Source organism: Colwellia sp. E150_009 (genome assembly GCF_053543955.1).
In genome coordinates, this window is the sequence record NZ_JBHFOM010000052.1 from 13,076 (window position 1) to 31,617 (window position 18,542).

Here is an 18,542-nt window from a genome sequence, read left to right on the forward strand (position 1 = left end):
AATAGATAAATCAATAAGTAGTGCACCATTCCCTTTTGTAAAAGTGCCTCTATCATTTTGTTGGTTTTGTATCGTAAAATCCAACACCCACCACCGAAGCGCGCATTATACATGAACAAAAACAATACACAAATGATATTTATAAATAGCTATGAATTAAGGTTGAAGTCATCAGCATTTTCCAAAAAATTAAGCCAAATAGATTTATCTACCTTTATTTTTGCTAATACTGTTTCAATCTGATTTTCAGTGATCTTATTTTTTTTAGATAAAATATATATTTCGCTAATAACATTCGCTTTAAATAAAACAGAAGATAGTGGCGTTGATTTCCCCAAACTTTGTGCTAACAAGGCATCACAATACACATTAGGTAAATTCCATTCTTTTACTATGGAATAAGAAATATCTAATGACATTTCTGACATAAGCTGTTTAAACGCTAAACTACCTGGTAACTCTCCAGGAAGCACGTTACTCAATGCATTACATAAAGCACCGAAAATAATAATTTTTCCAACATCATGAATCAAGCCAAGAAAATGCGCATCAAATTCATTTTGCTCATGTTTTACTGCTAACGTTTGACACAAAAAAGCGCATTGAAGAGAATGTTCCCAAATTTGACGACCAAACTTTTTAAAATAGATAGGACTTTGCGGCATTAAAGACTTCATTAATACTGTCGTCGCTATATTAGCTACCCCTACCGTACCTAATACACCAACCGCTTTTTGTAATGATTGAATACCAGTATCACTACGTGAATACTTAGCTGAATTCGCTATTTTTAATACGGTTAAGGATAAACTAGGATCTTTTTCAATAATTTTAATAAAGTCCAAAAAGTTAGCATTTGGATCTTTTAATGTTTCTATCAACTCAAGTAAAATAATGGGCAAAGGTGGTATATGTTTAGAGAGTTGTTCAGGGTCGTTCAAAACCTGTCTTACGTTTGCTAAGGTGGTTTCTTCTAGAATATTCATTGATGCATCCATATTAGTTCCATCAAATAACGCATCATAAAAAGCAGTTGAAATACTTGTTGCCATACTTTTCCTGTTTATAAAAAAGACTAGCCCCCTTTAAAAAAGGTTTAAATGATAAAAGTAAATATCATCAATGCTATACATTTAATAGCAAACTGGCTGTAATACCTATAACACTACACTAATTTATTGTTGCATCGCAATTATTAAAGCATTTGTGACACTATATCAGGGTACACACCTAAAATAACGCCCGCTAAAATTATTAGAATAACAGACAAATTCACGACAGGTGATAATTCAGTAGGCACCACTGCATTAGTTAAATACATACTTTGCTCTTGATTTACACCATCAAACAGCGTAAAAATGATTTTTAGATAATAAAATAACCCAATACCACTTCCTATAATTAATGTTGTGATTAACCACCATTGCTGTGCTTGTACTGCTGTATTTAGTACATAAAACTTACCAATAAAACCAGCAGTTAACGGTATGCCTGCCAAACTTAATATTGCAACAATAATTAGCAAAGCTAGCACTCTATTGTGCCAAAACATTCCCTGCCAATCACTAATAGCTTGCTCTCCATCCAAGATGATATTTGCATTTTTACCTTCGCTTAATTGTAAAGCAATAAACAGTGATATTGTTGCTATGACATAAGCAATCAAATAAAACAGCGCACTTTGCCAAGCTAAATGAACACTTTGAGGAAACACAACCAACAACACCATAAGTAAGTACCCCATGTGTGCTATCGAAGAATAAGCTAATAATCGTTTGATATTTTGTTGCTTCAAAGCCAAAAAATTCCCTGTCAACATAGACAAAACTGCCAAAATACCAACTAGTGTATGGAAGTTTGATGCACTATCTACTAGTAATGAAGATTGACTAAACCAATACTTCATTAACACAACAAACATAGCAACTTTTGACACTGTCGCTAACAATAGCGTCACTGACGTTGGCGCACCTTGATAAACATCAGGTGTCCAAAAATGAAATGGCGCAAGAGATAATTTAAAAGCAACACCAACAATAAAAAGTAAAAAACCTACAAAATATAATTGCCCATTTACAGCGATAGAAAAAGCGTCAACACTAAAGCTTAAGCTGCCACTTTGACTATAAACAAATGCAATACCTAGCAACATAAAACTTGAAGCAGTCGCGCTTAACACAAGGTATTTAAACGCACTTTCAACGCCATATTTACTACCACGACTGTAACCTACCATACCCACTAAGGCTATACTGAGTAACTCAAACCCCAAAAATAAAGCGGCAAAATGATCACTCATCACTACAACCCCAGATCCAAGCACAACTAATTGTAATAAAACAAAAAATTCATCATGTACTTCAACTGAGTGCCTTAACCACGACGAACTTAAAAAACCGACAACCATACTAACCAATAAAATCAATATAAAGGCAATATAAGCGTAATTATCCCCCTTTATAAGTGCAGTAATTTGTACTGCATCAATAGTATTCGACACTAAATAAATACTCGATAATAAGGCACAAACAAAGATAGCTAAGGTAAAGTGTAAAATTAACTTTTGTGATCGACGCCACGCAATAAGTAATAAAGAAAGCACAATACCAAAGGCAACTATCAACAAAGGGGATAAATACTGCATCATCAATTGAGTCATATAATTACTCTCCAACAGTATTAAATACTAATGTCAGTTCAGGTATCTGAAAAAACATCAAAACAAAATTAGGATAAAAGCCAAGAATTATCAGTAAAGCAAGCAAAGAAGAAAAAACTAACAACTCACGTTTTGATAAATCAGTAACCAAATTTTCTTTTGTAAAATCTTGCACTTTATTTTTTCCTACAGACTTCCTTTGTTTATTCTCTTGTGTTTCGCCTTGAAAAGCACTTTGAAATAACACCATACCGTAAATAGTAGAGGCAATCAGGCCAAAAGCAGCCAATATCGTTAACAAAGGAAAACGTTGATATGATCCAATTAAGGATAAAAATTCTGCTACAAAATTTGCAAGCCCAGGTAAGCCAAAAGCTGCAGCGACAAAAACTAAAGCAAAACCACCCATACGAGGGGCACTTTGCCAAAATCCCCCCATCTGTGACAAATTTCGAGTGTGTATTCTGCTATAGATCATTCCTGCTAATGAAAATAATGCTGCACTACTTAAACCGTGAGCAACTAAAGTTAAAACCACCCCTTGATATGCAATAGCATTCAATGAAAACAACGCTAAAATAACAAAACCCATATGACTAATACTGCTGTAAGCAACCAAACGTTTGAAATCTTGTTGAGCAAAAGCCATTTTTGCCCCATATAAAATACTCACAACCCCTAATGTTGCAGCTATCGGCGCAAAATCCATACTTGCCAGTGGAAATAACTGCAATACAAAACGGATCAAACCATAAGCACCTGTTTTTAATAAAACGCCTGCAAGTAATACACTTCCTGCGGTTGGCGCTTGAGTATGCGCATCAGGCAACCACGAATGCACTGGCACTAAAGGCAGTTTTACAGCAAAAGCAATAAAGAACCCCAACATTAAATAAGTACTTACGGATGAGGGTAATTCAAGAACTAGCCAGTCTTGATAGAAGAAACTTACTTGATCAGTTTGCTGAAAATGTATAGTAGCCATTGCAATGATAGCTACTAACATAATTAAGCTACTCACTTGCGTAAAAATAAAAAATTTAATCGCAGCAAAGTGCTTATTTTCATGCCCCCAAATAGCAATTAGTGCTGTCATTGGCAAAAGCATTACTTCCCAAAAAAAGAAAAACAAAAACATATCCATGGCGGTGAATACACCAATAATACCAGCAATAGAGGCAAGTAAATTGAAGTAATAAAAACCAGTTTTATTTTGAATTTCTTGCCAAGAAATCAAAATGCAAACAACCGACAAAAATAATGTCAGCAACACTAAAACCAAACTTAAATAATCAAGTGCTAAGGTATACTCAATATTAAAACTTGTAATCCAAGGCAAGCGTATTAATATTTGTAGCTCGCTAAAATCAAGCCCTGCTGAAGTCACTGAAATAACAAAGTAAAAACAAAGTAAAAGTACCGTTAATAACGCTAACCAACGTGCACTATGCTTTTTTATTCCCTCAGCATACCAAGCTAAAAGACCACCCAAAAGTAAACTACACATAACAAGTGTTATATTCATTAACTTGCCTCCAGTGATAAATGCTGAAGACCCATACTAAGTAATAACAACACCGCAGCTAAGCCAATAGCTGCAGCATACCATCGTAATTTACCGTTTTGACTGCATTTGAATACATCATGGCACATGCTGACATACCAAGCGCAAAGCATAAGTAGCTGATCAAAAATATCATTACGGTTTAACTTAGCAACATAACAATAAGGCTTTATAAACAACACATCATAAAGTTGATCAAAACCTAATCCTCGCCGGCAAAATAACACCACTGAATTTGGCTTATCTTGAAATACAGAATGTTCTGCATCACAAGAGGTTGAATGTCGATATTTTGCAAAATAAAACCAAGAAAAAATAATACCTACAAAAGGTGTCGCTATAGCAACACTATGAAGCCATTGCGGTTCATTAAATAGTGATGAGTGATAACGAGGAAAAACATTAAGCAACGCCACTTCAAGCGTGCTCGCAAATCCCCCACCTGCCACAGACAGCATAGCCAAAGCAACGAGAGAAATACTTAATAGCTTACTAGATGATGAACGCGGTTCATCTTGGAAACGCTTCTCTCCCATAAAAGCTAGAAAGAACAATCTACAACTGTAAACACTAGTTAAAAATGCACCCAAAATAGCGCAATACCAAAATATCGGCCCTGCCGTATTTGACGACCAAAGCTGAGCAATAATGGCTTCTTTAGAGTAAAAACCAGAACTACCAGGTAAAGCAATTAAACACAGCAAACCAATAGTAAACATCACTGTTTCAAAAGGTAGTCGTTTTAAAAGCCCTCCCATTTTGAACAAGTTTTGCTGGTGATGTAATGCTAAAATAATAGAACCTGCGGTTAAAAAAAGTAATGCCTTAAAAAAGGCATGAGTCATCAAATGAAATACCCCTGCTGAAAAAGCGCCAGCACCTAGTGACAGCATCATATAACCTATTTGACTCATGGTTGAATAAGCAAGAACCCGCTTAATATCGTTTTGAGCAAGTGCAGCAACACCTGCTAATAACAACGTTATTGCGCCAAGCCAAGCAACATAGTTCATCACCTCGGGGGCTAGTAAAAATACGCCATGCATACGGGCAATCAAATAAACACCAGCCGTAACCATAGTCGCAGCATGAATTAATGCACTCACGGGCGTTGGCCCTGCCATTGCATCTGGCAACCAAGTTTGTAATGGTAATTGTGCCGATTTACCAGCCGCCCCACCTAGTAATAACAAAGCGATCCAGTAAGGTGCTTCGTCGCCAACCTGCCATATGGTGTTAGCAGTCTCAGTTAAGTTATGAATATTGAGTTGGCCAAGTTCTTTAAATAATATAAAGAGCCCGATAGCCAGTGCCGTATCACCAACTCGAGTCATAATAAAAGCTTTTCTTGCCGCCAACACATTGGCCTTTTCTTTGTACCAAAAACCAATTAATAAAAAGCTACAAAGCCCAACACCTTCCCATCCTAAATACAGTAATACTAAATTATCTGCCAACACTAAAAGTAACATGGCAACAATAAACAAGTTCATGTATGCCATGAAACGCGTGAAATTTTCATCTGACTTCATATACGCGGCCGCAAAAACATGGATCAATAAGCCAACGCCAGTTACCACTGAAATCATCACAGCCGCAAGACCGTCAAGATAAAAACTAATGTTAATTTGTGTTGATGCGTTACCAGCTAGATTTAGCTCAAACCAATTCCACAAATGAACGGTTAATATTGGTGACACAATGGAAAGTTGGTTAATCACAACAAAACTTGATATTGCGCTTAACGCCATAGCACCAACACTCACAATCGACGCAGCTCGCCAGGATAAACGCTCACCTAAGCTAATGAGCAATAAAAAACTGATTAAAGGATAAACAGGCAGTAAAGCTAATGTAATTTCCGTGGTAGAGAGAAACATCGCCTACCCCTTTAGCTTGCTAAGCAAGTCGATATCTAAAGATTTAAAGCGTTTCTGCATTTGTATCAACAGCGCTAATCCCACAGCAACTTCTGCTGCTGCCAATGTCAATACGAGAATAAACATCACCTGACCATCAGCCTGTTGCCAAACACTGCCAGCACCGATAAAAGCGACGCCTACGGCATTAAGCATAACTTCCAAACTCATTAAGATAAACAAGGTGTTTTTTCTAACAATGACGCCAGCAAAGCCTATGGTAAATAAAATACTCGCCAAAATTAATACGTGGCTTAACGGGATAGCACTCATAGAGGCTCTCCTGTTTCATTTTGATTGGCAACACTCGCACCGTCAGGCTTTGCAAGATGATACCCTGCAATAAGACCCGCAAGCAGTAAAAATGAAGCAATTTCTACCGCCAACAAATAAGGGCCATAGAGTAGGATCCCCACCTGTTTAGCATGGATAACATTAGCGGTTAATTTTTCTTGAATAGCGGCATTATCAATAGCAAATATTAATTCAACCAGTAAAAGCAATGCAATAAGACTTGGCCCCATCCAAAGCGAAATATTACTGAGGGTAAAGCCACGTGATACGGGAGAATTTAGTGTTTCATCCTGCCCAAGACCAAACATCATAATGGCAAAGACAAATAACACTAAAATTGCCCCTGCATAAACAATCACTTCTAACCCTGCTGCAAAAGGTGCCCCCATTAAATAAAAACAAACAGCTACCGCCAATAACGAAACCACGAGATAAAGTAAAGCATGTACGGTATTTTTACCTGTTACTACTTTTACGCTGGCAACAATGGCTAAAATAGCGGCAAAATAAAACATTAATTGTAATGCATTTAATCCCATAATTAGTCCGTCCGTCGCAATATTCATGGCATTAATCCTTTTATATCAACAGGCGATTTCTCTTGTTCTGCATCACCTTTAGCTTTCTTTTCCCCTTTAATATTAACTTCTATGCCGCTGTGACGATAAAAACTATAATCTGGATACTTACCAACACCGCTAATGAGTAAATGTTCTTTTTCATAAACTAAATTTTGTCTGTCATATTCGGCCAATTCAACATCAGGGGTTAATTGAATGGCATACGTTGGACAAGCTTCTTCGCAAAATCCACATAAAATACAGCGAGAAAAATTAATCCGAAAAAAATCAGCACGTTTACGTCCATCCTCATCAATAGTTTGTTGTAAAGCAATACAATCAACTGGACAAGCTGCAGCACATAAGTTGCAACCGACACAGCGCTCTTCACCATCTGGATCACGGGTTAGCACTATTCGACCTCGATATCTGGGCGCTAAATAAGGTTTTTGTTCTGGGTATTCAACTGTGTCAGCTTTAGTAAAAGTATGTTTAAGTACTAACATCATCGTTCTTAATTGACTAACAATCATATCAACGACCAAACTTAAGGCTGTTAACCTTTTATTTTGATGATGTAATTTATGCTCTGGTTCAATCATAAACACCCCCCAACTTTAACGCAGCGGTTACTATCAAGTTGATTAATGCTAAAGGCAGCATATATTTCCAACCAAAACTCAACAATTGATCAAAACGAGGGCGTGGTAATGATGTGCGTAACAATATGAAGAAAAAAACAAAAAATAGTATTTTTAAAATAAACCACACAAGTGGCGGCAGCCAAGAACCAAAAGGGGCTGGCATCAACCAACCACCAAAAAACAGCACCACAGACATGGCCGAAATTAAAGTAACACTTAAGTATTCTCCCAAAAAAAACAAAGCAAACTTCAAACCTGAATATTCGGTATGAAATCCAGCTGTTAGCTCAGTTTCGGCTTCAGGCAAATCGAAAGGTAAACGATGACTTTCCGCAATTCCTGCAATAAAGAAAATTACAAAACCTACAAATTGTGTTTGAATAAGCCAACCATTTTCTGCTTGAGCCAAAACGATGTCTCGTAAATTAAAACTGCCAGTTAGTATCACAACCCCCATCACTGACAAGCCCATAAATACTTCATAACTTACTGTTTGTGCTGCAGCACGCATGCCGCCAAGCAAGGCATATTTAGAATTTGAAGCCCAACCTGCTAGTACCACGCTATAGACAGCAAGAGAGGCCATAGCAAGAAAAAACAATAAACCTATATTAAGATCAGACACACCAATCGTTGGTGAAAAAGGAATAACAACAAAACTCATTAGTACGCAAACCGCACCAATAACAGGCGCAATCGTAAAAACTAAACGGTCACTAAAAGGGGGAATCCAATCTTCTTTCCCAAGAATTTTTAATAAGTCGGCCAATGATTGCAAAATACCAAAGGGACCGACACGATTTGGCCCTAACCTGTCTTGCCATATACCTATCATGCGACGCTCAACCCACACCAACATTGCTGCTATAGGTATAAGTAAAGTGATAATAATAGTTATTTCTAGGAGCTTAAACACTATTTCAGTCATTGTTGTCGCTCCTTACTTCTGGCTTAAATTGTTTTTTTCTTGATTACCATGCACACAAGTTGCTAGCGTATCAAAAAAAGCAATTGGGATAGTTTTATCTTGTTTTGTTAGCCTGCTCAAAACATCAGACTTTTCTTTTTCTGCTACTTGCTTTCTATGTACTTCATTTTGCGAGAATTCAATAGCCTCCTCATACGTTGCTTTACTAATATTTTTTAGGGCAAGCGACACGTTATTAATAGATAACGGTAATTCAAATAAACTGACCAACATTATATTTATTGGTAGTTTTTCATTCACTATAACTTTCGCAAATAATACTGCTGTTCCTATGTTCAGTTTTATAACACTAGCGTGTTCAATCATATTGTTTTTAGCAAAATCACCTGACACCTCAACCGTATTTCCTGTAAACATGAGGATAAATTCTGGTAAAGTTCTAGATTGCTGTTCAGCTAAAAACCAAGGTAGGTTTTGAATAAGTGTTATATTCTCCTTCGACTCCTCAAATATTTCTTTTATCTGTACTGGCCATAAACTATTTAGCTTTTGTGCAAAACATTGTGCTGGCAACTCGTCAAAGAAAGCTGATAGAGTAAGATTAAGAAAATTTTCATTTGCCTTTTTTACTAGCTCACCATTAACCTCTTGTTGAAGCTGTAGAATTGACTGATTTGAATTCCATGCAGGAGACCAAGAATAAGGCATGTCTGAACGGGTATGAGCATTATTTCCTTCCATTGAATAATTAAAAATATCATTATGACTTTTTTCAAGGTACGTTTTCATTTCATGCACAGACTGATTTGCTGTCATGGCTGTACGTCCACTTGCCCGAGGCGTTTCCCTAGCAACACCAGCGCGGTTATATTCAGCTTGTTGTTTTTCACAGGTCAATATTTGTGACGCCCAAGGCTCACCTCGTTGGGCAAAAAAAGACTGTATTTCAGTTAAATTATCAAACATCTTGTCTGGTTGTTCAAAGAGATACTTTGTTAGTAAACTGAGCCAGTACCAACTTTCCATAATGGGTTTAACAGGGATATGTGCAGACGAGAAACGCTGAAATCGCCCTTGAAAATTCACAAAATGCCCATTACTTTCACTGACATCCCCCACAGGAAGCAAAATATCGGCTTTCTGATTCCATTTGTTTTTAGTGTGTTCAAGAACAATCAGTGTTTTACAATGTTGACGTAATTGTTCTTTTTGTGTGTTATTTATTTGCGCCAAGTCTTGTTCAAGCACAATTAAGCTGGTCGGTTTTTCTGTATCTTGCTTACAACGCTTAATAATTTGCTCTATAGATAACGTATGCTCACTCAGAAAATGAAGGCATCCCACACTATTGCATTCAGGTGCTATCAGGGTTAACTCAGGTGAAAAGCCATGTGACTTTTGTGATAAACAAGCCATTAACTCATCAATTGCACCCAGTAGTTCTGGTGATTTTAATGTTAAACCAGTCACAATTAAGGGCATTTTAGCTTGCGATAACGCATTAGCAAGCGACAATAAAAAGGCTTCTTCATTGTCCGCATTATCACTAATATGTTCATCACGGTCATAGTGGTTAGTCGCAGAGCCAGTCGCCTTATTTTCATTATCAATGCTGATAGGTTTTGATTTACATTGACTTGAATGTAATTCATTTTGAAATGGTATAACCGTAGCTACATCAGCAAAGTCATCCTGTAACATTGTTGTTAAATGCTTAATACATTTTATTATTCCATCGGGCGATATCAACAAAGTACCATTAGCATATTGGTCAAACTCACTTGGCTGTGATTGCAATGAATATAAGGGAGTACGGGTGTCTCCTGCATATGTTCTTACTGCCGCATCTTGCCAATGTTTAACTCCAATGCTATCAGCTTTATCTAAAGCTACATTTCTCAATACTTGTTTAATAGTTAACGCCAAACGTGGAGCGGTTTGTTCAATCACTTCCCCAACAATAAAAACTAAATCATGCCCTTTCTCACCATTGTCATGCGCTATGCCATTTTCAATACCTGCTAAACTTTGTTGTGGGTATTGCGTTAACAGTTTTTTGTGTCTTAATGCTAATTGCATTTCTCGGTTGTTATACCCTAAAGAGAAACTGTCTTTGCCAACCAAGTATTCTAATAACCGATTATTCTCGAATGAAGCGCGGGCGGAGCCAATACCTATAAATTTTTCCTTGCAATGCTGCCTGAGAGTTTTAGCAAAATTATTCTCATTAAAGGTGCCAATGAGTGGTTCACCGACTTTAGCGCAGATGCCTTTAACACGATCAATTCTTTTACTTGAATTCACGATGCCAATGCCAAAACGACCTCGGTCACATAAAAAGTAACCATTAAGATCATGATTATAACGGTTCATTACCCTGCGTACTGAACCATAGCGCTCTCCAATACTTGTGTTACAACCAATAGAACAATAAGTACATACAGAAGGCGCTGATTGCAAATCCCACTTTCGTGTATAATGTGCAGAAAAAGGCTTATTAGTAAATACCCCTGTTGGGCATACTTCTACTAAATTCCCACTAAACTGACTTTCTAAAATCCCCTCTTTCTGCCGACCAAAATAAACCTGATTACGTGTACCAAAAACGTCAAAATCTTTACCTCCTGCGTAATCCTTATAAAAACGCACACAGCGATAACAAGTAATACATCGGTTCATTTCATGACCAACCAGTTCGCCTAAATATTGGTTGGTAAACGTACGTTTTTCTCCACGATATTGACGAGAACTATGTCCTGTCATCACCGTCATATCTTGTAAATGACATTCTCCACCTTCAGCACATACAGGACAATCATGTGGATGATTAGTCATCATAGCCGCAATAATTTGTTCACGAAATTTTGCTGAAGCATGGTCTTTAAGACCAATACGCAAACCTTCAACGACAGGCGTCATACATGACATCACCACGCGACCACGGGTATCTTTTTCATCGTTATATTGTGTGACCGCGCATTGACGACATGCACCGACAGAGCCCATTGAAGGATGCCAACAGAAATACGGAAGATTCAATTTATTCGACAGTACGCCAGCAAGTAAATTATTATTAGCCGAAACTTGGTAAGGTACATCATCAATATAAATAGTGACTATAGTAACAGCATCTTTATTCGCCATCGCTAACCTCCTTTCCCTTGTTTAAGTCGCTTTGATTGTAAAGTTCACTTTTATAAGGACAACATCCCTGCTCAATATGCTGTTCAAAATCTTCTTTGAAATAACGCAGGGCACTTTTTAACGGTTCAACAGCCCCAGGAGCTAAAGCACAATGGGTTTTCCCCAGCCACATAAAATCACAAAGTTCATATAATTGTTCTAAATCTTCCGCAACGCCCTTCCCCTGTTCAATACGTGTTAAAATTTCAACAACCCAAGGGGTTCCATCTCGACATGGTGTACACCAACCACACGATTCTTGCGCAAAAAAACGTAATAAATTAAGTACCATAGCAACAGGGCAAGATTTATCTCCTAACACAATTAAACCGCCTGTACCTAAGCGACTCCCCGCTTTACCAATAGACTCAAAATCCATCGGTGTATCTAAATGCTGTTCAATCAAAAAATCAGTAGAAGCTCCTCCTGGCAACAATCCCTTTAAACTCATACCATCTTTCATACCGCCAGCAAAATCATATAAAAGTGACCGAATTGTAACCCCCATAGGTAATTCCCATACCCCTGGATTTTTTACCTGCCCACACGCTGCATAGAGTTTGGTACCTGGATCGCTATTAGATGACAGGCCTTTGAACCACGCGCTACCGTGTTTTAAAATGTGTGGTAAGTTACTTAAGGTTTCAACATTATTAACAACCGTTGGCTTACCAAACAAACCACTCACTTGCGGAAAAGGAGGTTTAGCTCTGGGGTTAGCTCGCTTTCCTTCTAGTGCATTAATCAATGCCGTTTCTTCACCACAAATATAACGTCCAGCACTCGTATGAAGATATAAATCCAGTTGGTAACTTGTGCCTTGAATATTTTCTCCTAACCAATGATGTTCATAAGCTTGGTCTATCGCTTGTTGCAAGCGTTTAGCTGCAAGAATGTACTCTCCACGCAGAAAAATATAGGCTTTGTTCGCACTAATGGTATAACTCGCAATGATCATTGCTTCAATTAACTGCTGTGGCACACCTTCAAGTAAATAGCGATCTTTAAAGGTACCTGGCTCCATTTCATCACCATTACAAATTAAATAACTGTTTTGTTGATTTGGCCTTGCGCCTGAATTATCTGCTAGCTTTTTCCCTTGTAATGCAGGCACGCAACTCCATTTCATACCTGTTGGAAAACCAGCACCACCGCGCCCTTTTAACCCAGAATCATTGACGAGGTCTAACACCTCTTTTGGGGTTGATTCTTTTAACGCTTTTGTTGCGCCTATATAACCACCCGCTTTTATATAACCCTCAAAATCTAGGGGATGTTCAATATTCACTAAATGAGATAAGGGCTTTGATAACGACTCGGCTAGTGCTTGCGTTAGCCATTCTTCGTCCACTGCAACACTAGCTTCAGGGTTAGTATCAGAGGTAGGTTTAGTCATCTGATACTCCGACGTTCTGGCTAAAACCATTTAATATAGCGATGACAGATTCAGCAGTAAGGTTTTGATAATGTTTACCATTAACCATCATTGCAGGTGACTTATCACAGCTGCCTAAACAAGCATTTGATAATAAGGTAAATTGTCCATCAAGAGTTGTTTGTCCATAATCAATATTTAAATGTTGCTTAACAACCATGAGAATTTCCTCATAACCTGTTAGATGACAACTGATGCTATCGCATAAATGGATGACATACTGCCCCACTTTTTGTCGATATATTAGGTTATAAAATGTTGCAACCCCTTCAAGCTGAGCACTTGATATATCAAGACATTTTGCGATTGCGATCAAGCTATCATCACTTATCCACCCCCGATGATGCTGCACTATTTTAAGCGCCTCTATTCCTGCCGCTTCACGAGTTTCCATAATCGAAACTTCATCTTCAATTGCAGACAATTCTGCAGCACTTAGATATTGATGAAAATCAATGTCATCATGGTTTATCGTCATGCTTGGTATTATTTGCCCTAAGCTAGTATCATTGTTATTTTTCATAAGTGCCTAATACTCAATCATTATAGGTTTTATCAACATAAAGCCTACCTTGCAAAACAACTCAAATTCAAAAACTTTTTATCTATCCACGTCTGCCATTACGTAATCAATACTGCCTAACGTAGCAATTAAATCCGCCACTAATTGCCCTTTACTGATCAAGGGCAACATTTGTAGATGTGCAAAACTAGGGGTTCGTATACGGGTACGGTAACTCATGGTGCTGCCATCACTAACAAGGTGATACCCCATAATGCCTTTAGTTGCTTCAACAAACATAGAGACTTCACCTACGGGAATCACAGGGCCCCAAGTTACATTGACGAAATGAGGAATCAGGGTATCTATATCTTGCATTGTACGTGCTTTGTCTGGAGGTGTTGTTTGAGGGTGTTCTGCTTTATAAGGACCTTCAGGCATGTTATTTAAACACTGTTCAATGATACGAATACTCTGACGCATTTCTTCAACCCGTACACGACATCGGTCGTAGCAATCACCGTTATGACCTAGTGGAACTTCAAAATCAAATTGATCATAACCACCATAAGGTCTTTGCTTACGTAAATCCCATGAAAACCCGGTAGCCCGTAAGCCTGGCCCAGTTACACCCCATGTTAAGGCCTCTTTGCTTGAATATGCCCCCACATCCACGGTACGTTTTTTTAATAACGTATTTTGCATAACCATTTTTTCATATTCATCAAGCCGTTTAGGAAGGTAATTAACATAATCTTTAACCAATTTATCCCATCCTTGTGGCAAATCTTGAGCTACACCACCTATACGGAACCAACTTGGATGCATGCGCGCACCAGTAAACGCTTCAATAATGCCAAACAACTTTTCCCTATCAATAAACATATAGAAAATGGGAGATAAGGCACCAATATCTTGCGCAAATGTGCCATAGAAAAGTAAATGCGACAGTATACGAAACATTTCAGCCGTCATAATTCGAATAACTTTGGCTCGATCTGGAACCGTGATTCCCGCAAGTTTTTCTACAGCCATAACGTAAGGAAAGTTATTCATTACCCCTCCAAGGTAATCAATACGATCTGTGTAAGGAATATAACTATGCCAAGATTGACGTTCCCCCATTTTTTCAGCGCCACGATGGTGATAGCCTATATCAGGAACGCAATCGACAATTTCTTCACCATCCATTTGCAATACAATACGAAACGCACCATGAACACTTGGATGGTTAGGCCCTAGATTTAAAAACATAAAATCATTGTCTTGCCCGTTACCACCACTTTGACGCTTCATTCCCCACACTTCGGGATTAAACCTTAATGCTTGTTGCTCTTTATCTTGTTCATCGGGTGGTAAGGTAAAAGGTGCCATTTCTGTTGCACGGGCAGGATGTGTTTTTAATAATGGATGTCCTTGCCAAGTATTAGGCATTAAAATACGGCATAAGTATGGATGACCTGTAAACGTGATACCAAACATGTCCCATACTTCTCGTTCATACCAATTAGCATTGGGCCAAATACTTGTTACACTATCGATTATTTTATCACGGTTTGATATTGCAACTTTTAACCGAACATCTTGATTTCGCTGATGTGAGCGTAAATGATAACTGATAGTAAAATCATTCACATAAGAAGCCTTATGTTGACGTACAGTTTCATCAATAGCACACAAATCAAAACACATATCAAAAGGTTTAGATAGATCATGCTTAAGTGCTCGCATTAATTTACAAATATGTTTTTTATCAACCCAAAAGCTTGGAATATCGTCAACAATGTTTTCTACCGCACTAACGGGTGTTAACTTCATTCCCGCCGCTAATGCAGATATTTCATCGAATAAACTAATCACACAAGCTTGCTGCCAATTTTTACTGGCTGTCATATCAATTTTTCTGTTAAGCGTAGCAGCGATCATTTATTCATCCTTTTATGACCAGTCAGGTGAATCAAGATTTGTTACTTTAATTCGGCTTTCCTGTTTAATATCACGCATAGATGGTTTAGTAATTTCCGATACCGATTGCTCTCCTACCACCCAGCTTAGTGGTCGCGGTTGATACTGAATTTGATTTTGCAGTAACAATAAACCTTCAAGCAGCGCTTCAGGTCGTGGTGGGCAACCAGGGACATATACATCAACAGGAATAAATTTATCAACACCTTGCACAACAGAGTAAATGTCATACATACCACCTGAGTTAGCACAAGACCCCATCGAAATAATCCAACGAGGCTCTAACAATTGTTGATACAAATGCTGAATTACAGGTGCCATTTTACGAAAACAAGTACCTGAAATTACCATTAAGTCGGCTTGTCTTGGCGTGGCACGAATAACCTCTGCACCAAAACGAGCAATATCATGACGAGAAGTAAAGCTGGTGGCCATTTCAACATAACAGCAACTTAAACCGAAATTGAATGGCCAAATAGAATTTTTTCGTCCCCAGTTCACCATATCATCAAGCTTTGCCATAAAAACACTGCGTTGCAACTCTTCTTCAGAAACAGATTTGGCAACCCTCATTTGTTCATCAAGCTTGGCTTTTGTTAACGACCACTCCATCAGTATTGTTCCTTTTTATTATTCTTTGAATTGATATTTACATTAGTATTTAGGCTTGTACTTTGGTTTGGATTAACACTAACGTTTTTAGCCTGCAAACGACTAAAATGTAGTTGCTGTAATCGAACACCTTGATGACGGTATTTAAACTCAAGCGCACCAATGCGAATTAAATAAATCAAAGCAGCTAATAACACACTAATAAAAATACTTGCTTCAATAAAGCCCAACCAGCCGACTTCATCAAAAGCAATCACCCAAGCAAATAGGAAAATGGTTTCTAAATCAAAAATAACGAAAAAAATTGCATACAAAAAGAAATGATTACCAAAGCGCGTTTTGTTTTCATCGACAGAGATAATTCCAGATTCGTAAGGCGTATTCTTAGCACGAGATTGCGTTTGAGGCCCCAAGAAATGAGACAAGATCATCATAGAGATTAGCATAACAACTAAAATGATTAAATATGCCGCTATCGACCAAATTTCATTAATTTGACTTGTTAATTCCACAACGCCCCCATTCCATTGTTTATTACTATTTTAGCTAAACGATTGGACCAATATTGCTTTTATTGGTTTGCTATAAGCTCTAAGGCGACAGACAACTTACTTGCCGAACGTTTTATACATTTAGTTAGTGTTACTTTGTATAGCTCACTGCGGCATAGTTAGTTGTAAAAAGAATAAAAGCCCTTATTACAACTGCCTATAAAATAAGCATAGTAGACATTTTTTAAATAGAAAGTTTAATAACGATATTTTATGAAAAAGGCTGCTCTACCAACGAGATGCACACATTAACAACATAAATAAAAACGATTTATACCATTTTGATTAAATTTGTGATCTAATTGTATTTATTTTTTCTACATCAGTATTTTTGCAAATAACTTCTTTAGATCACATTGATTTTAAAACACTAATTGACAGAGAAACTAACGGACGTATGCGCGTTCATTTAATGGCACTTTCTCACATCAAAGACGGCACTAACAAAGCGCAAGTAGCAAGAAATCTTCGCATTAGCCGCCGCAGTGTTAACGATTGGGTTAAAAGATTTTATGAAGATGGCCTTGGTGGACTCAAAGAAAAACCCCGTACAGGCCAACCTTGCGCCTTAAGTCAATTACAGCTTAATCAGTTAAGCCAATACGTTCGCAACAATAGCATTAAAGAAAATGGTGGCAGACTTAACGCTGGAACACTCGCTACCTATATTGCCCAAGAATTTAAGGTAGATTATTCTATTTTCAATGTTTATCGACTACTCCACCAGCTAGGGTTCTCGTGGATAACTAGCCGCTCAAGGCATCCTAAACAATCAGATGAAGTACAAGAAACTTTTAATAAAATTCGAAATCACAATGATCCGCACGATCCCGTGGAATATAAGCCTTAAAAATGTAGACGTATGGTTCCAAGACGAAGCACGGTTTGGGCAGCAGAATACGACGACACGGCTTTGGGCAGAGAAAGGCACAAGGCCAAGAGCCGTGAAACAGCAGCAATTTGAATATGCCTATCTTTTTAGTGCTGTTTGTCCAGCGACAGGTGATACCGAAGCATTAATAGCACCGTGTATGAATATGGATGTAATGGAAAAGCACCTCGCGTTGATATCAAAAAAAGTACCGCAAGGACGTCATGCTGTAATCGTTGTAGACGGTGCCGCTTGGCATCAATCCCATTTAACGGATAAGTTCGATAACTTATCCATCATAAAGCTGCCGCCCTATTCACCAGAGCTAAACCCAATTGAACAAGTTTGGAAGTGGTTAAGGCAAAATGAACTAGCGAACAGATGTTTTAAAGGCTATGAAGATATTGTTGATGAATGCAGTCGAGCTTGGAATAGCTTTATATCTGATGTCTCAAGAGTGATAAAATTATGCGCTAGAGACTGGATAAAAGTGAGCAGTTAATTAATGCAATTGGTATTAAATCCTATAGAGCAAGTTTGGCAATGGCTACGCCAAAATGAACTCGCCAATAGATGTTTCAAGGGCTATGACGATATTGTTGATGAATGCAGTAGAGCTTGGAATAGTTTTATATCTGATGCCTCTAGAGTGATCAAATTATGCTCTAGAGACTGGATAAAGGTGGGAACTTAATTAATGCAATTGGTATAACAAAAATTAATCAGCTGGCTAGTAATACCATTTTTATTAAATTTGTGATCTAATTGATTTTATTTTTCATACCTAATATCACAACTTATGAGTCCCTTTGATCACATCGACTTTAAATCCCTTATCGCAAAAGAAACCAATGG

The 18,542-nt window shown here is 37.8% G+C and carries 16 protein-coding genes; 2 read left to right on the forward strand and 14 right to left on the reverse strand.

The window, feature by feature from the left end; translation table 11 throughout:
* Positions 1–149: 149 nt before the first annotated feature.
* The 14 genes from ACE1OF_RS17415 to ACE1OF_RS17480 form a co-directional block, all read right to left on the reverse strand.
* Positions 150–1,052, reverse strand: a complete 903-nt coding sequence (locus ACE1OF_RS17415; protein ID WP_448896017.1) for an HDOD domain-containing protein — start codon at positions 1,050–1,052, stop codon at positions 150–152.
* Between the two features lie 143 nt (positions 1,053–1,195).
* The gene (locus ACE1OF_RS17420) at positions 1,196–2,659 is read right to left on the reverse strand and encodes an NADH-quinone oxidoreductase subunit N (RefSeq protein WP_448896019.1); all 1,464 of its coding nucleotides are present in this window, start codon (positions 2,657–2,659) and stop codon (positions 1,196–1,198) included.
* Between the two features lie 4 nt (positions 2,660–2,663).
* Positions 2,664–4,184, reverse strand: a complete 1,521-nt coding sequence (locus ACE1OF_RS17425) for a complex I subunit 4 family protein (protein ID WP_448896021.1) — start codon at positions 4,182–4,184, stop codon at positions 2,664–2,666.
* A complete protein-coding gene (gene nuoL / locus ACE1OF_RS17430; RefSeq protein ID WP_448896023.1) occupies positions 4,184–6,103 on the reverse strand; it encodes an NADH-quinone oxidoreductase subunit L in 1,920 nt (639 codons plus the stop codon). The genes ACE1OF_RS17425 and nuoL overlap by 1 nt, the downstream gene beginning before the upstream one ends.
* A 3-nt stretch (positions 6,104–6,106) precedes the next feature.
* The gene (gene nuoK, locus ACE1OF_RS17435; RefSeq protein WP_448896024.1) at positions 6,107–6,415 is read right to left on the reverse strand and encodes an NADH-quinone oxidoreductase subunit NuoK; all 309 of its coding nucleotides are present in this window, start codon (positions 6,413–6,415) and stop codon (positions 6,107–6,109) included.
* Positions 6,412–7,002 carry an NADH-quinone oxidoreductase subunit J gene (gene nuoJ / locus ACE1OF_RS17440; RefSeq protein WP_448896026.1) on the reverse strand — a complete coding sequence of 197 codons (591 nt, stop codon included), beginning with the start codon at positions 7,000–7,002 and terminating at the stop codon, positions 6,412–6,414. The genes nuoK and nuoJ overlap by 4 nt, the downstream gene beginning before the upstream one ends.
* Positions 6,999–7,529, reverse strand: a complete 531-nt coding sequence (gene nuoI, locus ACE1OF_RS17445) for an NADH-quinone oxidoreductase subunit NuoI (RefSeq protein WP_448896037.1) — start codon at positions 7,527–7,529, stop codon at positions 6,999–7,001. Before nuoI ends, nuoJ begins: the two co-directional genes overlap by 4 nt.
* A gap of 61 nt (positions 7,530–7,590) precedes the next feature.
* Positions 7,591–8,568, reverse strand: coding sequence for an NADH-quinone oxidoreductase subunit NuoH (gene nuoH / locus ACE1OF_RS17450; protein WP_448896028.1), 978 nt, complete (start codon positions 8,566–8,568; stop codon positions 7,591–7,593).
* Positions 8,569–8,580: 12 nt separating this feature from the next.
* Positions 8,581–11,712 (reverse strand): NADH-quinone oxidoreductase subunit NuoG, encoded by a 3,132-nt coding sequence (nuoG, locus tag ACE1OF_RS17455; protein WP_448896029.1) that lies wholly within the window; start codon positions 11,710–11,712, stop codon positions 8,581–8,583.
* On the reverse strand, positions 11,702–13,147 hold the full coding sequence (gene nuoF / locus ACE1OF_RS17460) for an NADH-quinone oxidoreductase subunit NuoF (protein WP_448896030.1): 1,446 nt from the start codon (positions 13,145–13,147) through the stop codon (positions 11,702–11,704). The genes nuoG and nuoF overlap by 11 nt, the downstream gene beginning before the upstream one ends.
* A complete protein-coding gene (gene nuoE, locus ACE1OF_RS17465; RefSeq protein ID WP_448896031.1) occupies positions 13,140–13,709 on the reverse strand; it encodes an NADH-quinone oxidoreductase subunit NuoE in 570 nt (189 codons plus the stop codon). Before nuoE ends, nuoF begins: the two co-directional genes overlap by 8 nt.
* Before the next feature lie 78 nt (positions 13,710–13,787).
* Positions 13,788–15,506, reverse strand: a complete 1,719-nt coding sequence (nuoC, locus tag ACE1OF_RS17470) for an NADH-quinone oxidoreductase subunit C/D (RefSeq protein ID WP_448896038.1) — start codon at positions 15,504–15,506, stop codon at positions 13,788–13,790.
* Positions 15,507–15,626: 120 nt separating this feature from the next.
* Positions 15,627–16,265, reverse strand: coding sequence for a NuoB/complex I 20 kDa subunit family protein (locus ACE1OF_RS17475; protein WP_448896033.1), 639 nt, complete (start codon positions 16,263–16,265; stop codon positions 15,627–15,629).
* Entirely contained in the window at positions 16,265–16,777 is a 513-nt protein-coding gene (locus tag ACE1OF_RS17480; protein WP_448896034.1) for an NADH-quinone oxidoreductase subunit A, read from the reverse strand. The genes ACE1OF_RS17475 and ACE1OF_RS17480 overlap by 1 nt, the downstream gene beginning before the upstream one ends.
* Before the next feature lie 436 nt (positions 16,778–17,213).
* Here ACE1OF_RS17480 and ACE1OF_RS17485 point away from each other — a divergent pair.
* Positions 17,214–18,189 (forward strand): IS630 family transposase gene (locus ACE1OF_RS17485; RefSeq protein ID WP_448896039.1). Its coding sequence is split into 2 segments (ribosomal slippage): positions 17,214–17,620 and positions 17,619–18,189, totalling 978 coding nucleotides; the frame shifts between segments, so codons are not numbered across the junction.
* A 3-nt stretch (positions 18,190–18,192) separates the two neighbouring features.
* The gene (locus ACE1OF_RS17490) at positions 18,193–18,381 is read left to right on the forward strand and encodes a hypothetical protein (protein WP_448896035.1); all 189 of its coding nucleotides are present in this window, start codon (positions 18,193–18,195) and stop codon (positions 18,379–18,381) included.
* Positions 18,382–18,542: the final 161 nt, after the last annotated feature.